The organism is Lysobacter sp. Root690, from assembly GCF_001427785.1.
Classification (GTDB): Bacteria; Pseudomonadota; Gammaproteobacteria; order Xanthomonadales; family Xanthomonadaceae; genus Lysobacter.
The window spans coordinates 177906-198877 of sequence record NZ_LMHM01000012.1; the positions used below are offsets into that span (position 1 = coordinate 177906).

Below are 20972 nucleotides of genomic sequence, written 5' to 3' on the forward strand. Positions count from 1 at the left end.
GAACCGCGCGTGGGCGTTCGCAACGCATGGCTATACTCGAACCATGACTGCGACCACCACCAAAACCCTCGGCCTGCTCGGCGGCATGAGCTGGGAATCGACCCTGCCGTATTACCGCGTGATCAACGAAACCGTGCGCGAACGCCTCGGCGGTCTGCATTCGGCCCGGCTGCTGCTGTACAGCGTGGATTTCGCCGAAGTCGAACGCCTGCAGCACGCCGGCGACTGGGACGCGGCCGGCGCCCTGCTCGGCCGCGCCGCGCGCAGCCTGCGCGACGGCGGCGCGGAATTGCTGGTGATCTGCACCAACACCATGCACAAGGTCGCCGACGCGGTCGAAGCCGCGAGCGGCCTGCCGCTGCTGCACATCGCCGACCCGACCGGCTCGGCGATCCGCGCGGCGGGTCTGAGCAAGATCGGCCTGCTCGGCACGCGCTTCACCATGGAACAGGATTTCTATCGGCAGCGGCTGATCGAACGGCACGGGCTGGATGTGATTGTGCCCGACCACGATGGGCGCGATCTTGTGCATAAAGTGATCTACGAAGAACTGTGCCTGGGCCGGATTCGCGACGAATCGCGCGAGGGCTATCGGCGGATCATCGCCGAACTGGCTGCGCGTGGCGCGCAGGGTGTGATCCTGGGATGTACCGAGATCGGCTTGCTGATTGGTCCGGCGGATGTGGACGTTCCGCTGTTCGATACCACGGCGCTGCATGCGCGCGCGGCGGCGTTGGCGTCGATCGGAGAGGGTTGAGTCGAACGCGGTCGAATGCGCCACGCGTCGGCCGCGGCGGGCAATGCCTATGTGATCAATCTCATATGACCACGCCCAAGTCCTGCCCACCCGGCCATGGCCTTGTACTCCTTGTGCAGAACCCCGTAGCCGGTGGTTGAGCAAGGTTAGCTCGAACCTTCGACGTTCTCGCCGGGATGGCTCTTGCCGACAGCGGTCCTGTGGTCGCAAAAGTAGCGACAACGAGCGCCCATACTGTTGCCGCATGGTGACCGGCGCATGCGTGTCGCATGCGGGTCTTCAGGGAGAATACGAATGAACTGGCTTTATCGACTTTCGAATCGCCGCTCGTGGGTCACCGCTGTCGGCCTGCTGGGAATGGCAACTGCGCTTTCGGTTCCCGTCGACGCCGCGGCGCAGATCGCGACAACTTCGCGCATCACCTCGCCGGTGATCGTCGCCACACCCGCGCAGATGACCCAAGGCGCGTTGTCCGGCACCCAGTTGGATGGGCCACTGTCCACCTTCGTCACCAGCACCAGCCGTTATTGGATCTCCTCGCAATGGCGGCACTCGGGCGGGATCACCCACTCCTTCAACCAGGGCGGGCTCGACAATCCCTACGGCGCCACGTTGTGGACCAAGGAGACCTGCAACCGCAACAGCGCCAACTACTGCATCAACGGCGTCAATACCGCCTTCACCCAGATCGGTCCGAGCGACGTGGCCAACCTGTGGTTCGTCAATCTGTATCAGCCCAATCCCAACGCCGGCAACCTGCTGGCGTTCGTGCATGAAGAGAATGTCGGCCACTCCGGCAATACCCCCACCAACGTACAGGGCCGTACCCGCATCGGACTGGCGTGGTCGTCGGATCACGGCAATACCTGGAACTACCTCGGCCGCATCATCAGCCCCAACGGCGATGCGCAGCCGTTGAACATCCAGGGCGTCCCCTATTTGGTGAAGGATGGTTACTTCTACATCTACTTCATCGACTCCACCGACGGCACGCCGGAGCACATCGGCATTGCGGTCGCGCGCGCGCCGGTGGCCGATGTGATCGCGGCAGCCGCGGCCGGCAGTCTGGGCAGCAATCTGTGGAAGAAATACGACGGCAGCGGTTTCACTCAGGCCGGGCTCGGCGGGCAACCCAGCGCCATCGCCCCTTGGGGCATCACCCACACGCAAGCCGTGCATAGCAGCTACAACGGCAAGTTCTATCTGCCGCTGACCTTCATGACCTGGTCGGATGGCCAGGGCGGGCGCGTCAATTCCAGCATCAAGCTCTACGAATCCACCGATGCGATCCATTGGAGCGCACAACCGGCGATGGTGGTGGCCGACGAAAGCCCCAGCACGCTCAAGCCCGACGCCGGCTATCAGTACTGCTCCGTGGCCGATCGCGATGGCGCGACCAACGCCGACGTGGGGCAGTACTTCTATCTGTACTGCATGAAGGACCCGACCATGCTGGCGACCCAGTTCGGGATATATCGCTGGCAGATCAACCTGGGGCCCTCGGTGGATTCATTTCGGCAGTCCGACGATTTTTCCAGTTCGCAATCGGGCTATTGGCGCTATCTGTTCGGAAACGGCAGCACGTTGTCCAACATGGCCTGGCAAAGCAGTTACTGGAACGGCACCGATGCCTGGGCGAGGATCTATCGCGATTCCATGCATACCGCGAATACCCAGATGCCGGTGCTGCACTGGATCGCGCCGAAGAACGGCACGGTGCGCGTCGAGGCGACGGTGCGCGACGCCGACATCCAGTGCGGCGACGGTGTGAACGTGTCGGTCGTGCATAACGGCACCGAAATCTATGCCGCCGCCATCGACAATGCCGACACCGTCGGAAAGAGCATCAATCAAAGCGTGAACGTTGCGGCGGGCGACAGTGTGTCCTTCATCCTCGCTCCGAAGGCTGACAACTTCTGCGACACCACACGCTGGGATCCGTCCATCCGTTATTACTGATCGGCGTGCTTTCTAGCGCAACGAAGCCACGATCTTCTGCCCCCTTTGACAAAGGGGGCCAGCGCCCGGCGCAAGTCGAAGGATCGATGGTGTTGGTAGCGCGGGGGATTTGCTGTTGCTGTTGCTGTTGCTGTTTCCGTTTCCGTTTCCGTTTCCTCGATGGTTAGCCGCGATCTGCAAGCAAAAGCAAATCCCCCCTGCCCCCCCCTTTTTCAAAGGGGGGAATCCTTCGGGGCGGATTTTTTGGCATGTGCGGTGATGTCGCGCTTGGACGTATCGACGCGCCGACCACCGCTGCCGCGCGTGGCCGCAAAGACGTATTCCACCGCGCCACAAAAGCCAACCCACCCGCATTCAAATCCGCGCCCCGCGCCCCCGGGTGGCATCCAACCCCACATGCAGCGACACTGCCCGCCTATCGAACGCAAGGAGTCCGCGATGAACGACCGTCCCAACCCCGGCTGGTGGAGTCGCAACTGGAAATGGTTCGTGCCCACCGGCTGCCTGACCCTGATCCTGCTCGCCGGGCTGTTGCTGTTCGGCCTGATCGGTCTCGGCATCAAGGGCGTGTCGAGCCTGATGGGCTCCAGCGAACCGGTCCGCCACGCGATCTCGCTGGCGCAGGCCAATCCGGCCGCGGTCGCCGCGCTCGGCACGCCGCTGGAACCGGGCGCGATGATCAACGGCACCCTGCAGACCGACAATTCCAGCGGCCACGCCGACTTGTCGATACCGCTCAAGGGCCCGAAAGGCAGCGCCCGCGTCTACATCAAGGGCGAACGCGAGGCCGATCGCTGGACCTATTCGCTGATCGAGTTGGCGATCGACGCCAGCGGCGATCGCATCGATCTGCTCGACGGTGCCGGCGAGTCGGACGAGAACGCGCAAGACCGCCTGGAAGTTCCGCCCGACATCGACCAGCCGCCGGTCGAACAGTCCGAACCCGCCGACGCGCCCAAGCCCGAGCACGAACAACCCTCGGAAACCGTGCCCGAGCGCAGCGCCCACGCAGGCTGAGCCGGCGCCGCCGCTGCCGTCAGCGCGACGGCAGCGGCAGGCCCTTGAAGGCCTTGACCGTGCGCAGCACCAGGCTGGAATTGATATCGGCGCCGCCGGCCTGGTTGAGCAGGCGGTCGAGCAGGAAGCGCGACAGATGCTCCAGGTCGCGCACCACGATCTGCAGCAGATAGTCCATGTCGCCGGTCAGCGCGTAGCACGCGACCACCTCGTCCCAGGTCTCGACGAACTCGGCGAAGGCGCCGACCGCCTCGCTGTCGTGGCGGCCCAGGCGCACCCGCACGAACGCCTGCAGGCCCAGGTCCAGCCGCACCGGGTCGACCTCGGCGCGGTAGCCCGAGATCACTCCCTCGCGTTCCAGCCGCTGCACCCGGCGCAGGCAGGCCGAGGCCGACAGGTGCACGCGCTCGGCCAGCTCGGCGTTGGTCAGGCGGCCGTTGCGCTGCAATTCGGCCAGCACGACGATATCGGTACGGTCCAGTTCGACGGTGGCCATTCGCAGCGCCCTTTCGGCATTTGACGCAACAATCTTGCGCCAGACCGGCCAGGACACGCAACAACGCAAGCTAATTGCGCCTGAGCGCGGTTAAAGTCGATGGACCCCGGCCATTCACTGCCCGGGCCCAGGAGCGACACCGCCATGAACCCCGCCACCCCGCAACGCGTCGAACACCAACTCACCGACAAGGGCTATGTGCCGGTCTATACGACCGCCGTGGTCGAACAGCCGTGGGCGTCGTATTCGAGCGCGGACCATGCGGTGTGGGCGCAGTTGTTCGAGCGCCAGCAGCAGGTGCTGGTCGGCCGCGCCAGCGACGAGTTCCTGACCGCGCAGCGCGCGATGCGGATGACGCCCGACCGCATTCCGAAGTTCGACGACCTCAACCGGGTGCTGCGCGCGCACACCGGCTGGGAGCTGATCGGCGTCGAGGGCCTGCTGCCCGAACTGACCTTCTTCGATCATCTGGCCAATCGCCGTTTCCCGGTGACCTGGTGGATCCGCAAGCCCGAGCAGATCGATTACCTCAGCGAACCGGACTTGTTCCACGACCTGTTCGGCCACGTGCCGCTGCTGATGAACCCGGTCTTCGCCGACTACATGGAAGCCTACGGCCGCGGCGGAGTGAAGGCGCACGCCATCGACCCCGAAGCGTTGGTGCATCTGACCCGGCTGTACTGGTACACGGTCGAATTCGGCCTGATCAAGCAGGCCGACGGGCTGCGCATCTACGGCAGCGGCATCGTTTCGTCCAAGAGCGAATCGATCCACAGCCTGGAGTCGCCGGCGCCGAACCGGATCGGCTTCGATCTGGAGCGGGTCATGCGCACCCGCTACCGCATCGACACCTTCCAGAAGACCTACTTCGTCATCGACAGCTTCGAACAGCTGATGCGCGCGACCGAGCCGGATTTCACTCCGATCTACCAGCGCTTGGCGACCCAGGATTCGATCCCGGCCGGCGACGTGCTGGCGACCGACCCCGTTTTCCAGCGCGGCAACGGCGAAGGCTGGCTGCAGGACGGCGACGTCTAAGCCTCGTTCCAACAGATCGGTTCCAAACTGTAGGAGCGGCGCGAGCCGCGACCGCGGCATCGCGCTTGCGCCGTTAGTGCCATCGTAGTTGCGGTTTCGCGGTCGCGGCTCGTGACCGAAGGAAATCCTGCAGGACGCCGCTCCTACAGTCGGCTTGTGCGCGCTAGACTCCCGCGCAATGAACGACGACAACCCGAGCAAGACCCCGCACATGGGTGCGGCCTCCTCCACCCGCGGCGACACCGCGGCTCCCCAACAGCAGATCCCCTACCACCAGATCCGCGCCGTCCACGACGACACCACGATCCGCGTCTACCAGGCGTATTGCGATCAGATCGCCGATGCCGCGCTCGCCCACGGCCGCTTCGTCGCGCCGTTCTCGCGCTCGCGCATGACCTGGATCAAGCCCTCGTTCCTGTGGATGATGTACCGCGCCGGCTGGGGCTATAAAGACGACAACCAGCGCCGTATCCTCGCCATTGACCTCGATCGCGCCGGTTTCGAATGGGCGCTGGCCCACAGCTGCCCCTCGCATCCGGATCCGTCGATGAGCGCACAGGAATGGAAGCGCTTCAAGGACGCCACACCGGTGCGCATCCAGTGGGATCCCGAACGCAGCTTGCGGCTGGGCGCGCTGCAACACCGCGCGATCCAGATCGGCCTCAGCGGCGAAGCGGTGCCGTTGTATGCCGACCAGTGGACTCGCCGGATCGAAGAGGTGACGCCGCTGGCGCATCGGATTCATGCGCTGGTCGAGGCCGATCGTCTGGACGAAGCCAAGGCGCTGCTGCCGGTGGAGCGGCCGTATACGGCGACGGTCGAGGTTTGATGGCGCGATTGCGGGTCTGATCGTGAGTACCGCGGCGATCTGAGCTACGCGTGTCGGGGTCCCACGCGCCTCTCAACAGAACATGCGTCGCATTGAAGTCTTTGCCGAGCAACGACTCCAGGGCTGACGTTTGCGCTGTCGCGCAGCCGCAGACCTGGTGGGGCGACGTCATCGTCGGCGCGGTTCGTTGCGACACGGGCGAACCCCACATGGCGGGCCAGCGATAACGCAACCTCAAGCGGCCCCAATCACCAGATCCGTCTGCGGCGCCCGCCGCAGCCCGATCACAAACCGCAGCGCCCAGCCGATGAAGAAGCCGGCGCTGAACCCCGACACATATAGATCCCAGCCCATCGCGCTGTCGCGCATGTGCGGGTGGGTCGCGGCGAATACCTGCAAGGCGTAGTGACCGAAGAAGATCGCCAGGTTGCGCAGCAACGGCAGCGCGCTGCCGGGCTGACGCACCAGGCGGTTGCGATGATCGAACTGTAGACGTTCGGGCGACAGCGACCACGCGCCCAACGCCGCGCCGACGAGGGCGCCGAGCAGCCAATGCGCGGCGATCTGCATCGGCGCGCCGCCGTGCGCGGCCAATCCCGACAAGCCCCAGACGATGAAGATCGCCGGCACCGTCCACACCCGCGCCAGCGGCGTGGTGTGCGGCCGCAATCGCTTGGCGCCGAGCCAGACCAGGACGAAGAACAGGGCAAACACCCAGATCGGGGTTCCTTGCAGGATGGCGTTCATGGCGGGATCTCGGCGGCGGAGCGTGGCGACGGTGGCGGCAAGTCCGCGTCCGGCGCTGGCGCGGTGGACGAGGACTGCTGCGGTATGTCGACCATCCTCGTTCGCGCGTCGTTCGCGCCCCAGTCCCGGCGGTCACCGATTCGACCTGCCGGAAGTCACTCGCGGCCGGCGCGAGTGGGCGCCGGCCCGTGTGTGCGAGCGCGCGAGACGACGCGATCGGTGCCTTATCGTCCGATCGCGCCGCATCCAAACCGTCGCATCAGGCGATCGCCACCTGCTCCCGCGGCGCGGCGCGCGCCGCCGACGAAGTCGCCAGCAACTGCGTGGCCAGGTCCCGCGCCGCCTTGCGCAGCTCGGGCACCGCGGTGATTTCCCACAATTGCGCGCGCAGCAACGGCCCGATCGCGAACAGCCCGCGCACCGCGCCGCCCTTGGCGTCGAGGATTTCGAAGCGGTCGGAGGTCTTCAGGCCCAGGCCCAGCGGATCGGCCGCGACCAGACCCGATTCGCGCAGATGCGCGATCAGCGGATGGGTGCTGCGTTCGACATCGGTGTCCAGCCCGGTGGCGCGGATCAGCAAGTCGTAGCGCTCGTTGCGCAGGGTGTTACCGCCGCGTTCGCGGATCAGCGCCTCGACCGCGTCGTCGCCGCGGCGCGCGCGCAACAGACGGCCGGCGCGGATCTGCAACTGGCCGCTGTCTTGCAGCGCCTGCAACTCCTGCGCCAGCTGCGGCGCGATCCGATGCCTCGCCACCTCCCAGTACGAACGCAGATGGCGCAGGAAACTCGCGCGCTGCGGCGTGGGCATGCCGTGCCAGAACGATTGCAGGTGCGGCCGCAGCGCGTCGATCAGGCTGCGCCAGTCGGCGACCACCGGCGACAGGGTGCGCAAGGCGCGCAGCAGTTCGCGCGGCGCGTGCGTCTCCAGCGCCTGCAGCACCGCCGGCGGCAACGCGATCGCTTCGGGCGGGTACTCGCCGTGCGCGCGCGGCAACAGGCCGTGCCGCGACAGCGCGACGATCGGCCCGCGATGGCCGCGCCGCTGCAAGGTCACCACCACGTCGGCCATGGTCAGGCCGGTGCCGACGATCAGTAGCCGCGCATCCGGCGCGATCGCATCGATCGCGCCGTCCTGCCACGGCCAGCCGAGGTAACTGGGATGAATCGCTAGCCGCGGCCCGACCCCGGGCAGCGGCTGCGGCGGCAGCGCGCCGACCGCGAGCACCACCCGGTCGCTGACGAAATCGCTGCCGTCGGCCAGATGCACGCGGAACCCGGCCGACGCGCGTTCCACCGCGATCGCTTCGTGGCGGATCTGACTGAAGCCCGCGGTGCTGCCGGCGACCGCGGTCTGCAACTGCGCATGCAGATATTCGCCGTACAACAAACGCGGCAGATAACTGCCGCGCGCGCGATCGGTCAGATTGAGCCAATCGGCGAAACCGCCGGGCTGGTCGGGCGTCGCGCCGAGATCGCTGGCGCGCACGTTGAGCAGATGCTCGGGCCGCGCTTCGCCGTAAGCGACGCCGCGACCGTAACTGTCGGGCACGCCGACCAGACACAACTCCACGCCCGGCCCCGCTTGCCGCGCCAGTTCGCTGGCGAGCGCGCTGCCGCTGAAACCCGCTCCGACGATGGTGATCCGCATGACTGGGCTCCGCGACGCGATTGGGAGTCACCGTTCTAGTGGATCGCGTGAGTGCATGCGTAAAGGCGGGGTTACCGCTTCGTAAAGCGACGCCAACGAAGCGGAACTTCGTCATTACCAATCGGCATGATGGATGACGTGAAACTGTAACGGGGGTTGGAGTTTGGATGGTTCCGTGTGATTGGTCATCGCATGCGAATGGCTTATCACGCAGCGCGTCGCCTTATCCAATCGCCGCAAACGGTTCCCTCTCCCGCTGGCGGGAGAGGGTTAGGGTGAGGGGTGTCATGGGCGCAACGTTGCGATCGCGCCTTCGCGCTTGCCCTCACCCCGGCCCTCTCCCGCAAGCGGGAGAGGGAGCAAAGCCGGCGAGCGCTCGAACAAAACTTACTTCGGGCCCGCCAACTGCCTGGCTTGCCCATACGGCCAACCCTTCAACGTCCCATGCTTGATCCAATCCAGCTGCATGCGGATATACCCCTCCGCGATGCGGGTGTGCTGACGCTCGCCCTTGGCGTCCTTCACGAATTCCAGGATGCCGTGATCGGCCTGCGGAAACACCACCGAAGTGATCGGACGGCCGGCTTCGCCCAGCGCGGTCAAACGCTTCTGCGTATCCGCCGACGGCGCCTCGACATCGTCGCCGCCGACGATCCACAGCTGCGGCGTCTTCAAACTGCGCAACACCGGCATCGGGTCGTAATCCCAGCTCACTTCGAAATCGAACTTGGCCAGCTCGGCCAGCGCTTCCTCGCGCGTATGCGACGCGATCAAGCCGCTGTACTCGCCCTTGAGCGCCTTCCACCACGGCTCGCCCTGGTACTTCGCGCGCAATGCATCGAGTTGATCGTAGCCGCGCTTGCCGCTGGTCGAGGCGATCAGGCCGGTGACGTCGCTGACCTCGCGCGCCTTGCGCAAGGTCTCGGCGTCGCCGAAACCGGCCGCGCGCAGATCCAGAACTACCTGATCGCGGTCCTCGGCCAGCACGCCGTCGGTCAGGCCGAAGCCGACGAACACGAAGCTCGCCTGCGGCGTCTTGCTCGCCGCCAGCGGCGCGACCCAGCCGCCCTGACTGCCGCCATGGAAGCCAATCCGGCCGATCCGCTTGCGGCCCAGGCGCTGCGCCTCACGCAAGGCCGCAGACGCGTCATCGGCCAGGTCGTGGAAATTCTGCGAGTACTTGCCGGTGGAACCGCCAGTGCCGCGCTTGTCGTAGACGAACACGCCCACGCCTTCGGCCGGGAACATGTACTGCTGGAAATACGAATCCACGCCGGAATAGCTTTCCGAGCCATGCACCAGCACCACCACCGGCACCTGGGTCTTGCCCTGCGGCAGTACCAAGCGGCCGCGTAGGCTCACGCCCTTGCCTTCGAACTTGGTGTCGACGATGTCGTACTTGAGCTTGGTGCCGGCATGACCGTCGTAACGGATGCCTTGGTCGGCGCAATCGCCGAACGAGACCGCGACTGGATCGGGTTGATCGGTCCAGCCGCGGGTGCCGACCCAGCGGCCGTTTTCCCAGCTCAGCTTGCCGACGCGACCGTCGAACGCGCGCCAGCGCAGTTGCGTGGGTTTTTCCATCTGGGTGACCGCGACCACGCTGCCGTCGTCGAGCCGGTAGGCGCCGACATGGCAACGCTGATCGGTCGCCGCATTGGCGGCGGTAGTCGCGGCGGGTTCGGCCGCGTGCGCGCAGAACAGCGCGCCGGCCAGCAGCGGCGCGGTCAGCCATGAGGCGGGACGAACGATGATTCGGTTCATGTCGTGGGCCGTGACGGGAGGATTGCCGTTTGTGATGCGATCTTCGCCGCAACGGTTGCAGCTTCGACCCGGTAATCGGCACAACCGTCGCCACTGTCGCTTTCGCACAGGATGTGCTTCACCGGGCGTGCGGGGTCTACGCCACCTCGGTGTTTACGCGCGCCGCCTCCGGACGCGGCACGGTGTTGTCGGGCGCCGGCTTGGCGGTCGCCGCACGGCCCCAGCGGCGATCGGCCCACAGCTTGGCGCCGATCGCGGTGACCAGCGGGCCGAACCACGCCAGGTAATGCAGCATCGCGCCGTCGACCATCGGCAGCAGACGCGGCAGGCCGATGCCGAGGAAGGCGATATGCACGGCGATGCCGTTGCCGATCATCGCGGTGTAATGCTCGACCAACCACCAGCGCGGACGCGCCGCCAGTTGCTCGCGCCGGCGCCGCTTGCGCAGCATGTCGAAGCCGATATACAGGCCGACCGCGGAGAAACCGATCAACAGCGGCGCGCCGATCTTCGTGCCCAGCGCCAGCATCGCCGCGCCCGATGCGATCGACAGCGCGGCCAGCGCGGTGAACACCGCGCCGGTGTAGCGGCGCACGTCGCGCTTGTCGACGATCGCGCGCCAACTGGTCCAGGTGCCGGTCGCGGTGATCACGATCAGATAACCCAGGAACGCGGCGGTGTTCGCATTGCCGCGGTGCAGCGCATACAAGGTCATCGGCACCGCGGTGATCACGATGCCGGTCATCGCCAGCAGGAACACTTGCCCCGCGCGGCGATGCAACACACTGCCCTTGCGCGCCAGACCGGCCGTCCAGTAGCCGATCAGCGCCGCCGCGCCGATCGCGATGTGCAGGTATTTGACGATTGCGTAAGCCGATTCCATCTCGTCCCCTCCGTTCCCGGCGGATCGGGCCGGGGCGGGGTCATGCTCGGCCGGACGCAGCGCCGCGACAGGTCCCGGCGGTCACCACCTGCACCTGCCGGAAGTCACTTTCGGCGCGCGAACCATTGCCAGCGCGATGGCCACGCCGCAGCATGCCCGGCATGACCTCGCTGCTGCGCCAGACCCTGCTGCAACCCATGAACCTGCCCGCGGTGCTGACCTGGCTGGCGGTGGCGTTGTCGCTGCGTTTCAACGAGGACAAGGGTTCGCCGCTGCTGTGGACGGCGATGGTCGTGTTCGCGATCTGCTTTCTCGCCCACGATGCGTTCAAGGCACGCAAGGCGCACTGGCGGGCCTTGCTGTTCGCGCTGGAAACGGCCGGCGCCTTGACCGTGTGCCTGTTCGCCTCGCGCGGCGGCGCCGCGCCGGCGCTGCTGGTGATCCTGATCGCGCAGTTGGCCATGGTCTATCCGCCGCGCGTGCTGATCGCGCTGGCGATCGCGATCAATCTGGCGCTGTACCTGATACTGCTGAAAGCCGGCAGCCCCGCGCCGGTGGTGATCACCCTGATCTTCGCCGGCTTCCAATCCTTTTCCGCGCTGATCGCGCATTACGCGCTCAGCGCCGAACAGGCGCGCGATCGCCTCGCCCTGGTCAACGCCGACCTGCTCGCGACCCGCGCCCTGCTGGCCGACAGCGCGCGCGACGCCGAGCGCCTGCGCATGGCGCGCGAGCTGCACGACGTGGCCGGGCACAAGCTCACCGCGATGATGTTGAACCTGCGCGTGCTCGCCGCTGAAGACGACTTCGCGCAACGCCGCGAGGTGCTGCTCGCGCAGCAACTGGCCGGCGAACTGCTCGGCGACATCCGCGGCGTGGTCCAGGCGCTGCGCGACACCCGCGGGCTGGACCTGGCGACCGCGCTGCGCGCGCTGGCCGCGCCGATTCCCAAGCCGACGTTGCAGTTGGAGATCGCCGACGACGTGCAGGTGACCGATCCGGCCCTGGCCGAAACCCTGCTGCGGGTGGTGCAGGAGGCGCTGACCAACAGCGCGCGCCACGCCGAGGCCGAGCGGGTCACGGTGCGGATCGATCGCGATGCATCCGCGCTGCATCTGCGGATCGAAGACGACGGCCGGGTGCGTGGCGCACTATGCGAAGGCAACGGTCTGTCGGGCCTGCGCGAACGCATCGCCGAAGCCGGCGGCCGCGCCGATATCGAGGTCGGCCCGCGCGGCGGGCTGCGCATCGATGCGAGTTTTCCCTTGACCGCCCGCACCGCCACGAGCCCCGCATGACGGTTGCCGCCCCGATCCGTCTGGCCCTGGCCGACGACCAGATGCTGGTGCGCGCCGGCCTGCGCGCATTGCTCGAACGCCTGGGCTTGACCATCGCGTTCGAAGCCGACGACGGCCAGGCCTTGCTCGATCAATTGATCGACACCCCGGTCGACGTGGTGCTCAGCGATATCCGCATGCCCGGCCTCGACGGCATCGAGGCGCTGGTGAAGCTGCGCGACCGCGGTGATCGCACCCCGGTGCTGCTGCTGACCACCTTCGATGACAGCGACTTGCTGCTGCGCGCGACCGAGGCCGGCGCGCAGGGTTTCCTGCTCAAGGACGCCGCGCCCGAAGACCTGCGCGACGCGATCGCGCGGGTCGCCGCCGGCGAAACCCTGCTGCAGCCGGTCAGCACCGAACCGGTGCGCGCGCGCTACCGCTACCACGCCGACGACGCGCCGCGCGCGCTGTTCACCGAGCGCGAAGTGTCGGTGCTACGGCTGATGGCCGGCGGCTATTCGAACAAGGAAATCGCCCGGGCGATGTTCCTGGCCGAGGGCACGGTCAAGAATTACGTGTCGGTGATCCTGGAAAAGCTCGATACCCGCGATCGCACGCGCGCGGTGTTGAAGGCGATCACCTTGCGGGTGATCTGAGGATCGGGCCGCCCGGTCCGGTGCATGGCCCGGGGCGCATGAGGGCCCGGATCGGGCCGCCGCCAAATTTTTTCGCCGGCCATGTCACGGGCCGGCGGGCTGGATCGTCACTCAGGGTATAGGCAATCCCAACCCCGAGAGGACATCACCATGAGCAACACCGAAGCGGTCAAGTACGAACGCGAAATCCCCGAGATCCTGACCCAGCTGGGCAAGGTCCATACCGCGATCCAGGGCGCGATCGAGGCCAACAACCTGCCGCGCGCGATCTATCACCTGATCCAGCTGCGCGCCTCGCAGATCAACGGCTGCGCGTACTGCATCAAGATGCACCTGCGCGAGGCGCGCGCCGACGGCGAGAGCAACGACCGCCTGGACCGCCTGATCGTGTGGCGCCACGTCGAGGATTTCAGCGCCGCCGAACGCGCCGCCCTGGCCTGGGCCGAGGCGCTGACCACGATCGATGCGGCCGCCGATTACGCCGACCTGCGCGGCGAGCTGCGCGCGCATTACGACGAAAAACAAATCGGCACGATCACCTCGGTGGTGATGATGATCAACCTGTGGAATCGCCTGCAGGTCTCCAAACACTGATCGCTCCTCTCCCTCTCCCGCTCGCGGCGACCGAAGGAAGTGCAGAGCTGAGAGGGCCGGGGTGAGGGCCCGACCTCACCGCGCGACTTCATCCCCTATCCAGCACGCAGCGATCCGATCAACCCGTCGAACGGCCACAACACCGACCACGCGCGCAAAAGCCGCACCACCGCAAGCCCTATCATTCCCCCGCCTTCTTCACCGCAGCGACCATGACCGCCTCCGACGACGCCCGCCTGTTCGCCCAATCCGCGCCGATGCTGACCGGCCTGGCCTATCGCATCCTCGGCTCGCGCGCCGACGCCGAGGACGCGGTGCAGGACACGTTCCTGAAGTGGCAGGCCACTGAGCGCGGCAGCATCGACAACCCCGGCGCCTGGCTGACCACCGCCTGCACCCGCCGCTGCATCGACCTGCTGCGCTCGTCGCACCGCACCCGTGTCGACTACGTCGGCTCGTGGCTGCCCGAGCCGATCCACACCGAGGCCACCGGCCAACCCGAGCAGCAACTGTCGCTCGCCTCCTCGCTGTCGACCGCGTTCCTGTTGCTGCTCGAACGGCTCACCCCGAAGGAACGCGCGGCCTATCTGCTGCACGAGATCTTCGATCAGCCTTATCCGGACGTGGCGCGCATCCTCGACATCGAGGAAGCGGCCTGCCGCAAGCTGGTGCAACGCGCGCGCGGCCATGTCGAACAGGCCAAGGTCCGCCACGTCACTCCGGCCGAGCAGCAGGATCAATTGCTGGCCGCGTTCGAAACCGCGCTCAGCGAGGGCCGCACCGCGCCGTTGGCGGCGCTGCTGTCGGAACAGATCAGCCTGCGCGCCGACGGCGGCGGCAAGGTCACCGCGGTGGCGCAGGCGCTGCACGGCCGCGACGCGGTGCTGGGTTTCATCGAGCAGGTGCTGCATCCGGCTTGCCGCGACGACCGCTGGACCTTCGTCGACCTCAACGGCTCGCGCGGGGTGATCCTGGAACGCGCCGGCCGCATCGAGGCGGCGGTGAGCTTCGGTTATGACGAGGACGACCGCTTGCGCGACATCTTCATCATGCGCAATCCCGATAAGCTGGCGCGGCTGGAGGCGGTGGCGATTCGGTGAGTGTGGGCGGTTGGCGATGGCGATAAAGGCGACCGCATCGATTGCTGGCTGGTAACGACATCGTGGATCGCACCCTGCCGCACACCTCGACTTACCCCGCGTCCAACCCCTGTGCCCCCACCGAACGCAAATACCCGTGTAAACCGCGCTCGCGGGTTTCGACGAACGCCTCGCCGGTCGCGGCGTACTCGACGATGCGATCGGGACGGAAGCTGCGGAAGTCATCGCGCAGTCGGCACCATGCGCCCAGGGTCCAGCTGCCGCCCCAGAACGACAGGCACAGCGGTTCGATGTCGCGTTCGCTCGCTCGCGCTTCGCCGTCGCGGTACAGCAATCGCAGTACGCGTTGCTCCAGCACCGCGCCGTGCAACGCATCGATCAGACCGCTGGATTCGATCCGGTTGTCCAGTTGCGGCGCGAAGATCCGCGTGCGTTCGCTGCGCGCGCGCAGCTCCGGCGGCAGCACCGCTTCGATCTTCAGCAGGGCCGCGGTCGCGCCGCGGCCCAGGCGCTCGCCGCCGAAGGCGCGCACGAAACGGCTGCCGACCACCAGGGCTTCGAGCTCGTCGGGACTGAACATCAGCGGCGGGATGTCCGCGCCCTTGCGCAGCAGATAACCGACCCCGGCCTCGCCTTCGATCGGCACGCCGGAGCGTTGCAGGTCGGCGACGTCGCGGTAGATCGTGCGCAGCGACACTTCCAGGGTCTGCGCCAACTGCTGGGCGGTGATCGCATGGCGGCGGCCGCGCAAGGCATGGATCAGCAGGAACAGTCGGTCGGCGCGGCGCATGCGGCATGATCCCGCGCCGCGCGCGCCGGCTCAAGCGCTGTCGTGCGCTCGTCCCAGTCCATCGCGGCCCCGTTACGGCGCGCGGAGCGTCGCAACACCCGCCGCGCGCTCATCCGCGCAACTCCGAACGCGCGGTCGGCGACAGACGCAGCCATTGCGGCGCCTGCTTGAGATCGCCGAGCAAGGCGTCGGCGAGCAGCGCGCGCCAACGCGGATCGGCCTGCACGCGCGCGATGCCATCGGCATCGGCGTGACCGGCGAACCACACCAGCACCGACTCGCCCTCGCGCACCGGCAGGCGCGCGAATCCGTTCGGCGAGGGATCGGTCACGTACACACCGTGCAAGCGTGCGCCGTGTTCGCTCAGCAACGGGGCGAAACGCTGGCGGAACACCTCGGTGAACCCGTCCTGCGCCGACGCATTCAAGGCGCAGATGCCGATCGTGACCACCGCATCGGACGGCGCGCGGCTGCCGAGCGGTTCGCGCGCCCGCGCCGCGGCCGCGAATCCCGCGCCCGACCATGCAGGCTTGAGCATCAGCACATCGTCGTTGTCGAGCAAGGTTGCATTGGCCGCGTCGCGATGACGCTTCCAGGTCGGCCCGAAGTAGAACGCACTCAACGACGCAGCGCGCAACGCCTGATTCGGAAACCCGCGCACCCAGGTGTAGCGGTCGTCGTGGTCGAGATCGCGAAACTGGCCAATGACGTGCATGCCGACCGCTTCCTGCGATTCGATGAATTGATTTTCGAACAACTCGATCAGGTCGTCGCGACGGCCCGGTTGCATGCGGTACTGACGCAGTTCGATCACCGCGTCCTCATGCAGCAGGCGGCCGTGTTCGTCGCTGCGACGCATCCACATATGCCAGTTGGTTTCCCAACTGTTGCCGCCATCGGCGGAGAACTCCTGATGCCAGTGCGCGGTGTTGGCGCTGATGTCGCTCCAGACGAAGCGCGCCATCACCGGGCGCCCCTCGTGTTCCAGTTCGCCGCTGAATACCCCGCGCAAAGCGCCGTTGTCGCGCTCGAAACCGCCGCGGACCGGCGGTTCGAGCACGCCGTCGTGATTGCCGGCCCACCAGATGCTCCACTGCCGCTGTTCGATATTGAACAGACGCAAGGTCATGCCCTGGAAGGTGTCGTGCGCGCCGGGCCGGTTCCAGTCGCTGAGGAAGGCGTCGACGTTGCCCAGGCCGCCGAGCACCGGCTCGCAGGTCTGCTGCGCGGGGAAAATCTCCCAGTCGTCCGAGCCCGCCAGACGCTGGGTCAGGCGTTCGTTGTGCACTTGCCAGCGGCCGTGCAGGAAATCGAAATCGTGGCGGCCGTCGTGGCGCGCGCTGGGGTCGTTCATGGCGTCGGTCTCGTGGCGATGCGGTGGGTCGGGGTGGCTCATGCGATCCGGGTCATCTGCATGACCCAGTTGGTTTCCCAACTGCGGCCGCCGTCGGGCGACAACGCCTGCTCCCAGTGCACGCTGTCGGCCTGGATCCGCGACCAGGTGGCGCGCGAGGGCAACATCGCGCCGTCGTGCGCTTCCAGCCCTTCGAACACACCGACGCCGTCGCGGAAGCCGCCGGTCAACGGCGCTTCGAGCACGCCGTCGCGGTCGCTGGCCCAGTACACCTGCCACTGCCGGGTCCGCGGCTGGTACAGGCGCAGGGCGAAGCCTTCGATGCCGCCGTTCCAGTCGGTGAGGTAGCGATCGACGCTGCCCAGACCGCCGAGCACCGGCCGGCATTCGTCCGTGGCGTCGAATTCGATCCAGTCATTGCTGCCGGCCAGGCGCTTGGCCAGGCGGCGGTTGTGGACTTTCCAGCGGCCGAAATAGAAATCGAAGTCGTGGCGGCCGTCGCTGGCCGCGGGGTTGGCATCAGCGGCGGCTTGGCCGGCGGCGGCCGGGATCGGCGCCGCGGCGTGCAGGCGCGAGGCCAGGGCGGCGATGGGCGCGCCGGCGCTCAATTGCAGGATTGTTCGTCGTTGCCGGTCCATCGCGCGCTCCCCCACCGTGCCGATTGCACGCAGGCATGGTGGGCGGGGGCTGCTGCCAGCTTGTTGTCAGTAGGGATGGATGGGTAGGCGAAATCGCAACGTTGGGACAACGTCGCGCTTGCGGCTAAAAGCGAATCCCCCCTAACCCCCCTTTTCCAAAGGGACGGGTCGCGGTGGTGCCTCAGCTCATCTGTTTTCAATCAGTGCAGGTGCGCAGCGCCGGCCGTTGGGCTTGGACTCTGCTGTTCAGTCCCGTCCCGTCCCTTTGCAAAAGGGAGGTTAGGGGGATTCGCTTTTGGCGCCAGATCGCTACGCCACCACCGGCGCAGCCGGAAACCGCACACACACCTCAAACCCGCGCCCCGGACCGCGCGGGTCCTCGGCCCCGCGCTCCAGTCCCAGCCCGCATTCGATCTTCGCGCCATGGGTCTGGGCGATCCGCGCCACCAGCGACAGACCGATGCCGCTGCCGCCCTCGGGGCTGCCGGGCGCGCGATAGAAACGGTCGAAGATGCGCTCGCAATCCTCCGGCGCCACGCCGATGCCGTTGTCGGCCACGCGCAGCACCACCGTGCCGTCGGCTTCGGCCGTGCACGCCACCGCGACCTGGCCGTCGGCGCCGGCATGACGCACCGCGTTGTCGATCAAGTTGCGCAGCAGGATGCCGAGCTGATCGACATCGCCTAGCAATCGCGCCGGACCGGCGCGCAGGCTGATGCGCTGGCGACGTTCGCGCGCGAGGGTTTCGAAATCGCGGATCACCAGCACGATCAGATCGGACAGATCCAGCGGCGCCAGCCGCACCGTCTCCGCGCCGGCATCGAGCCGGGCCAGGTCCAGCAACTGCTCCGACAAGCGCGCGCTGCGCTGCACGCCAGCGTTGAGCCGCAGCAACGCGGCGTTCTTCTCTTCCAAGGTCGTCGCGCGCAGCGCCAGTTCGGCATGGGTGCTGAGCACCGCCAGCGGCGTGCGCAACTCGTGCGCGGCGTCGGAGATGAAGCGGCGCTCGTGCTGGACCGCGGCGTCGACGCGTTCGAGCTGATCGTTGAACGCATCGACCAGCGGCCGGAATTCGGCCGGCAGGGCCTGGGTCGGCAACGGCGTGAGGTCCAGCGGCGGGCGGCCCTTCAAGGTGTCGCGCAAGGCGGTGATCGGCCGCAACGACATGCCGATCACCTTCCACGTCGCCAGCCCGAACAACACCAGGATCAAGGCCGCGGCGAGCAGGCTGCCGACGATCCAGCCCTGCAGCTCCTTGATCGCCATGCGCTTGGTGCGGCCGACCTGCACGATCAGGCCGCGGCGCGCATCGCTGAGCGTATACACCTGCCAACGCTCGCCATCGATCATACGCCGGGCGAAGCCGTCCTTGAACGCGGGGTTCAACGGCTGCAGCGGCGCCGCCGCGGAATACACCACGTTGCGACCCTGCGCCCAGACCTGAAAGCTCATTTTCTGATCGGCCGAGACCGGCACGGTGGCGCGCTTGGGGTCGCGCGAGGGCAGCCGCTCCAATCCTTCGGGCATCGACGCGAGCACTTGTTCGGCGATCTCGCGCAGTGAGTTGTCGAGCATCCCGGAATGTTCGCGGCTGAGCTGCCACACCTGGCAGGCCAGCCATACAAACCATGCCAGCAACACGGTCTTGAGCAGCACCCAGGTCAGGGTCCAGCGCAGCGAACGGCCGCCGTCGAAGCTGTGGTGACGGGCATTGTGGCGCTCGTGCCAGGCGCGGTGGCGCGCGTCGAGTTCGCACCAGCGCGCGCGCCAGCTTTCCTCGTGTTCGCTCGCCGAAGGCGCGCGCGTATCGGCGTCGTTGCTCGCCGGCGTGTCGCCGCCGCCGATCGCGCTCATGCCGACACTCCGCCGATGCGATAGCCGTAACCGTGCACGGTCACGATCAATTGCTCGCCGAGTTTACGCCGCAGCTGATGCACGTACACCGCGATGGTGTTGCTTTCGATCGTGCCGGAGCTGCCGTACACCGATTCTTCCAATTGCTCGCGCGTGACCACCCGGCCCTGGCGTTCGAGCAGCAGCATCAGGGTGCGAAATTCATGGCCGCTGAGCGCGACCGGCTCGCCGTCGCGGGTCACCAGCCGCCGCGCCGGATCGAGCACCACGGTGCCGCAGCTGAGCACCGGCGACACCCGACCCTGGCTGCGCCGCATCACCGCGCGCAGACGCGCGCACAGTTCGTCGAGCTGAAAGGGTTTGACGATGTAGTCGTCGGCGCCGGCATCGAGCCCGGCGATGCGTTCGCTGAGCTTGTCGCGCGCGGTCACGATCAACACCGGAGTGGCGTCGTAGCGGTTGCGCAGGGTCGCCAGCACGCCCAGGCCGGAGCCGCCGGGCAGGCCGACGTCGAGCACCACCGCATCGAAGTTGTGATCGACCAGCGCGGTCTTGGCCAACGGCGCGTCGGCGACCCACTCCACGCACCAACCGTCGTGGGTGAGTCCCGCGCGCACCGCTTCGGCCAGCATCGCGTCGTCTTCCACCAACAAAATGTTCATACCTGGTACTGCGTCACCTGGTCGCATCGTCGTTTGCACAATGCCCACGCACGATTAAAAACTTCTTAAAGGCCGGCGCGCACGATGGCCCGCATGCTCGCTCCCATCCCGTCGCCATGACCGTTGCCCACCGCCGCCGCCGCGCGGGCGCGAATCGGCCGGCCCGGGCCTCGCCATCGGTCCGCGGCGTCGATGCTACGCCTGTGGCCGGCGCGCGGCCGTATCGGCGATCGACCCGGTCATGGCGCGTGTGCGCCGCAGCGCCTCTCCTTCCTCCCCTGTCCCGGACGTCCGCGATGAATGCCCCGCTCGCCATATCCGAAACCGCCGCCATCCACCCCTTGCCCGCCCCCGGCCTGGTGGTGCGTCCCGTCGTCCGCGCCGATGCGCCGATCCTGATCGCCCTGTGCGACGAGCACGCCGGCAGCCGCGCGCTCGAGCGCCGTCCCTACGGCCCGCCGCGCGCGCAGCCGCTGGAACTGCTGGAGGTGTTGTTCGAGCCGCCGTTCGGCGCCTGGGCCTGGATCGCCGAAATCGACGGCGCGGTGGTCGGCTACGCCAGCGCGACCGCCGGCTTTTCGATGCTCGAACGTGCCTACTGCCTGCACCTGGACGAGCCTTACCTGCGCGCGGCCGGCCGCGATCGCGGCGTGGAGACCGAACTGCTGCGCAATGCGCTCGACGCCGCCCAGCGCTTCGGCTGCCTCAACCTGCAATGCCAGTCGCCGGTGTGGAGCGAGGCCGCGCGCGAACTCGACGCGCCGCTGCGCGCGGTGCGGATCGAAGCGGTGCGGTATGTGATGCGGATGGAGAGCGACGTCGTCGAGGCGTGAGCGATCGCGTTTTTAATGTTCCCGCGTAGCCACGCAATCTACCTGCAGGAGCGGCGCGAACCGCGACCGCGGC

20 protein-coding genes are annotated in these 20972 nt (G+C 67.3%); 10 read left to right on the forward strand and 10 right to left on the reverse strand.

What is annotated here, in order from left to right; all coding sequences use genetic code 11:
• Positions 1–43: 43 nt before the first annotated feature.
• The 3 genes from ASD86_RS08610 to ASD86_RS08620 all read left to right on the forward strand — a co-directional run bounded on the left by ASD86_RS08610 (position 44) and on the right by ASD86_RS08620 (position 3733).
• On the forward strand, positions 44–757 hold the full coding sequence (locus tag ASD86_RS08610; RefSeq protein ID WP_056109461.1) for an aspartate/glutamate racemase family protein: 714 nt from the start codon (positions 44–46) through the stop codon (positions 755–757).
• Between the two features lie 357 nt (positions 758–1114).
• On the forward strand, positions 1115–2716 hold the full coding sequence (locus ASD86_RS08615; protein WP_056109462.1) for a hypothetical protein: 1602 nt from the start codon (positions 1115–1117) through the stop codon (positions 2714–2716).
• 438 nt (positions 2717–3154) lie between these two features.
• Entirely contained in the window at positions 3155–3733 is a 579-nt protein-coding gene (locus ASD86_RS08620; protein ID WP_056109464.1) for a cytochrome c oxidase assembly factor Coa1 family protein, read from the forward strand.
• A gap of 19 nt (positions 3734–3752) precedes the next feature.
• On the opposite strand, the gene ASD86_RS08625 is transcribed toward ASD86_RS08620, so the two are convergent.
• The gene (locus ASD86_RS08625; protein WP_046658593.1) at positions 3753–4229 is read right to left on the reverse strand and encodes an Lrp/AsnC family transcriptional regulator; all 477 of its coding nucleotides are present in this window, start codon (positions 4227–4229) and stop codon (positions 3753–3755) included.
• Between the two features lie 144 nt (positions 4230–4373).
• Here ASD86_RS08625 and phhA point away from each other — a divergent pair, with 144 nt between their 5' ends.
• Positions 4374–5267: a phenylalanine 4-monooxygenase gene (phhA, locus tag ASD86_RS08630; RefSeq protein WP_056109466.1), complete on the forward strand. Its 894-nt coding sequence runs from the start codon at positions 4374–4376 to the stop codon at positions 5265–5267.
• Positions 5268–5478: 211 nt separating this feature from the next.
• Positions 5479–6096 carry a DUF4291 domain-containing protein gene (locus tag ASD86_RS08635; RefSeq protein WP_056110641.1) on the forward strand — a complete coding sequence of 206 codons (618 nt, stop codon included), beginning with the start codon at positions 5479–5481 and terminating at the stop codon, positions 6094–6096.
• Between the two features lie 234 nt (positions 6097–6330).
• Here ASD86_RS08635 and ASD86_RS08640 read toward each other — a convergent pair whose 3' ends face one another.
• The 4 genes from ASD86_RS08640 to ASD86_RS08655 form a co-directional block, all read right to left on the reverse strand.
• On the reverse strand, positions 6331–6966 hold the full coding sequence (locus tag ASD86_RS08640; RefSeq protein WP_343123606.1) for a DUF6622 family protein: 636 nt from the start codon (positions 6964–6966) through the stop codon (positions 6331–6333).
• A 136-nt stretch (positions 6967–7102) separates the two neighbouring features.
• Positions 7103–8491, reverse strand: coding sequence for an FAD/NAD(P)-binding protein (locus tag ASD86_RS08645; protein WP_056109470.1), 1389 nt, complete (start codon positions 8489–8491; stop codon positions 7103–7105).
• Between the two features lie 387 nt (positions 8492–8878).
• Positions 8879–10255: an alpha/beta hydrolase gene (locus tag ASD86_RS08650; protein WP_056109472.1), complete on the reverse strand. Its 1377-nt coding sequence runs from the start codon at positions 10253–10255 to the stop codon at positions 8879–8881.
• A 136-nt stretch (positions 10256–10391) separates the two neighbouring features.
• Positions 10392–11138 carry a hypothetical protein gene (locus ASD86_RS08655; RefSeq protein WP_056109474.1) on the reverse strand — a complete coding sequence of 249 codons (747 nt, stop codon included), beginning with the start codon at positions 11136–11138 and terminating at the stop codon, positions 10392–10394.
• A 161-nt stretch (positions 11139–11299) separates the two neighbouring features.
• Here ASD86_RS08655 and ASD86_RS08660 point away from each other — a divergent pair, with 161 nt between their 5' ends.
• The 4 genes from ASD86_RS08660 to sigJ all read left to right on the forward strand — a co-directional run bounded on the left by ASD86_RS08660 (position 11300) and on the right by sigJ (position 14768).
• Positions 11300–12436 (forward strand): histidine kinase, encoded by a 1137-nt coding sequence (locus tag ASD86_RS08660; protein ID WP_056109476.1) that lies wholly within the window; start codon positions 11300–11302, stop codon positions 12434–12436.
• Positions 12433–13074, forward strand: a complete 642-nt coding sequence (locus tag ASD86_RS08665) for a response regulator transcription factor (RefSeq protein ID WP_056109478.1) — start codon at positions 12433–12435, stop codon at positions 13072–13074. Before ASD86_RS08660 ends, ASD86_RS08665 begins: the two co-directional genes overlap by 4 nt.
• Before the next feature lie 150 nt (positions 13075–13224).
• On the forward strand, positions 13225–13668 hold the full coding sequence (locus ASD86_RS08670; protein WP_056109480.1) for a carboxymuconolactone decarboxylase family protein: 444 nt from the start codon (positions 13225–13227) through the stop codon (positions 13666–13668).
• 212 nt (positions 13669–13880) lie between these two features.
• Positions 13881–14768, forward strand: a complete 888-nt coding sequence (gene sigJ / locus ASD86_RS08675) for an RNA polymerase sigma factor SigJ (protein WP_056109482.1) — start codon at positions 13881–13883, stop codon at positions 14766–14768.
• Between the two features lie 91 nt (positions 14769–14859).
• On the opposite strand, the gene ASD86_RS08680 is transcribed toward sigJ, so the two are convergent.
• From ASD86_RS08680 to ASD86_RS08700, 5 genes are all read right to left on the reverse strand, one after another.
• On the reverse strand, positions 14860–15558 hold the full coding sequence (locus ASD86_RS08680; protein ID WP_056109484.1) for a YafY family protein: 699 nt from the start codon (positions 15556–15558) through the stop codon (positions 14860–14862).
• 109 nt (positions 15559–15667) lie between these two features.
• Positions 15668–16912 (reverse strand): NIPSNAP family protein, encoded by a 1245-nt coding sequence (locus ASD86_RS08685; RefSeq protein ID WP_056109486.1) that lies wholly within the window; start codon positions 16910–16912, stop codon positions 15668–15670.
• A 38-nt stretch (positions 16913–16950) separates the two neighbouring features.
• Positions 16951–17550: a hypothetical protein gene (locus tag ASD86_RS08690; RefSeq protein WP_157476345.1), complete on the reverse strand. Its 600-nt coding sequence runs from the start codon at positions 17548–17550 to the stop codon at positions 16951–16953.
• 309 nt (positions 17551–17859) lie between these two features.
• Positions 17860–19404: an ATP-binding protein gene (locus ASD86_RS08695; RefSeq protein ID WP_056109488.1), complete on the reverse strand. Its 1545-nt coding sequence runs from the start codon at positions 19402–19404 to the stop codon at positions 17860–17862.
• Positions 19401–20066 (reverse strand): response regulator transcription factor, encoded by a 666-nt coding sequence (locus ASD86_RS08700; protein WP_056109491.1) that lies wholly within the window; start codon positions 20064–20066, stop codon positions 19401–19403. The genes ASD86_RS08695 and ASD86_RS08700 overlap by 4 nt, the downstream gene beginning before the upstream one ends.
• A gap of 296 nt (positions 20067–20362) precedes the next feature.
• On the opposite strand from ASD86_RS08700, the gene ASD86_RS08705 reads away from it, so the two are divergent.
• On the forward strand, positions 20363–20899 hold the full coding sequence (locus ASD86_RS08705; protein WP_056109493.1) for a GNAT family N-acetyltransferase: 537 nt from the start codon (positions 20363–20365) through the stop codon (positions 20897–20899).
• Positions 20900–20972 lie beyond the last annotated feature (73 nt).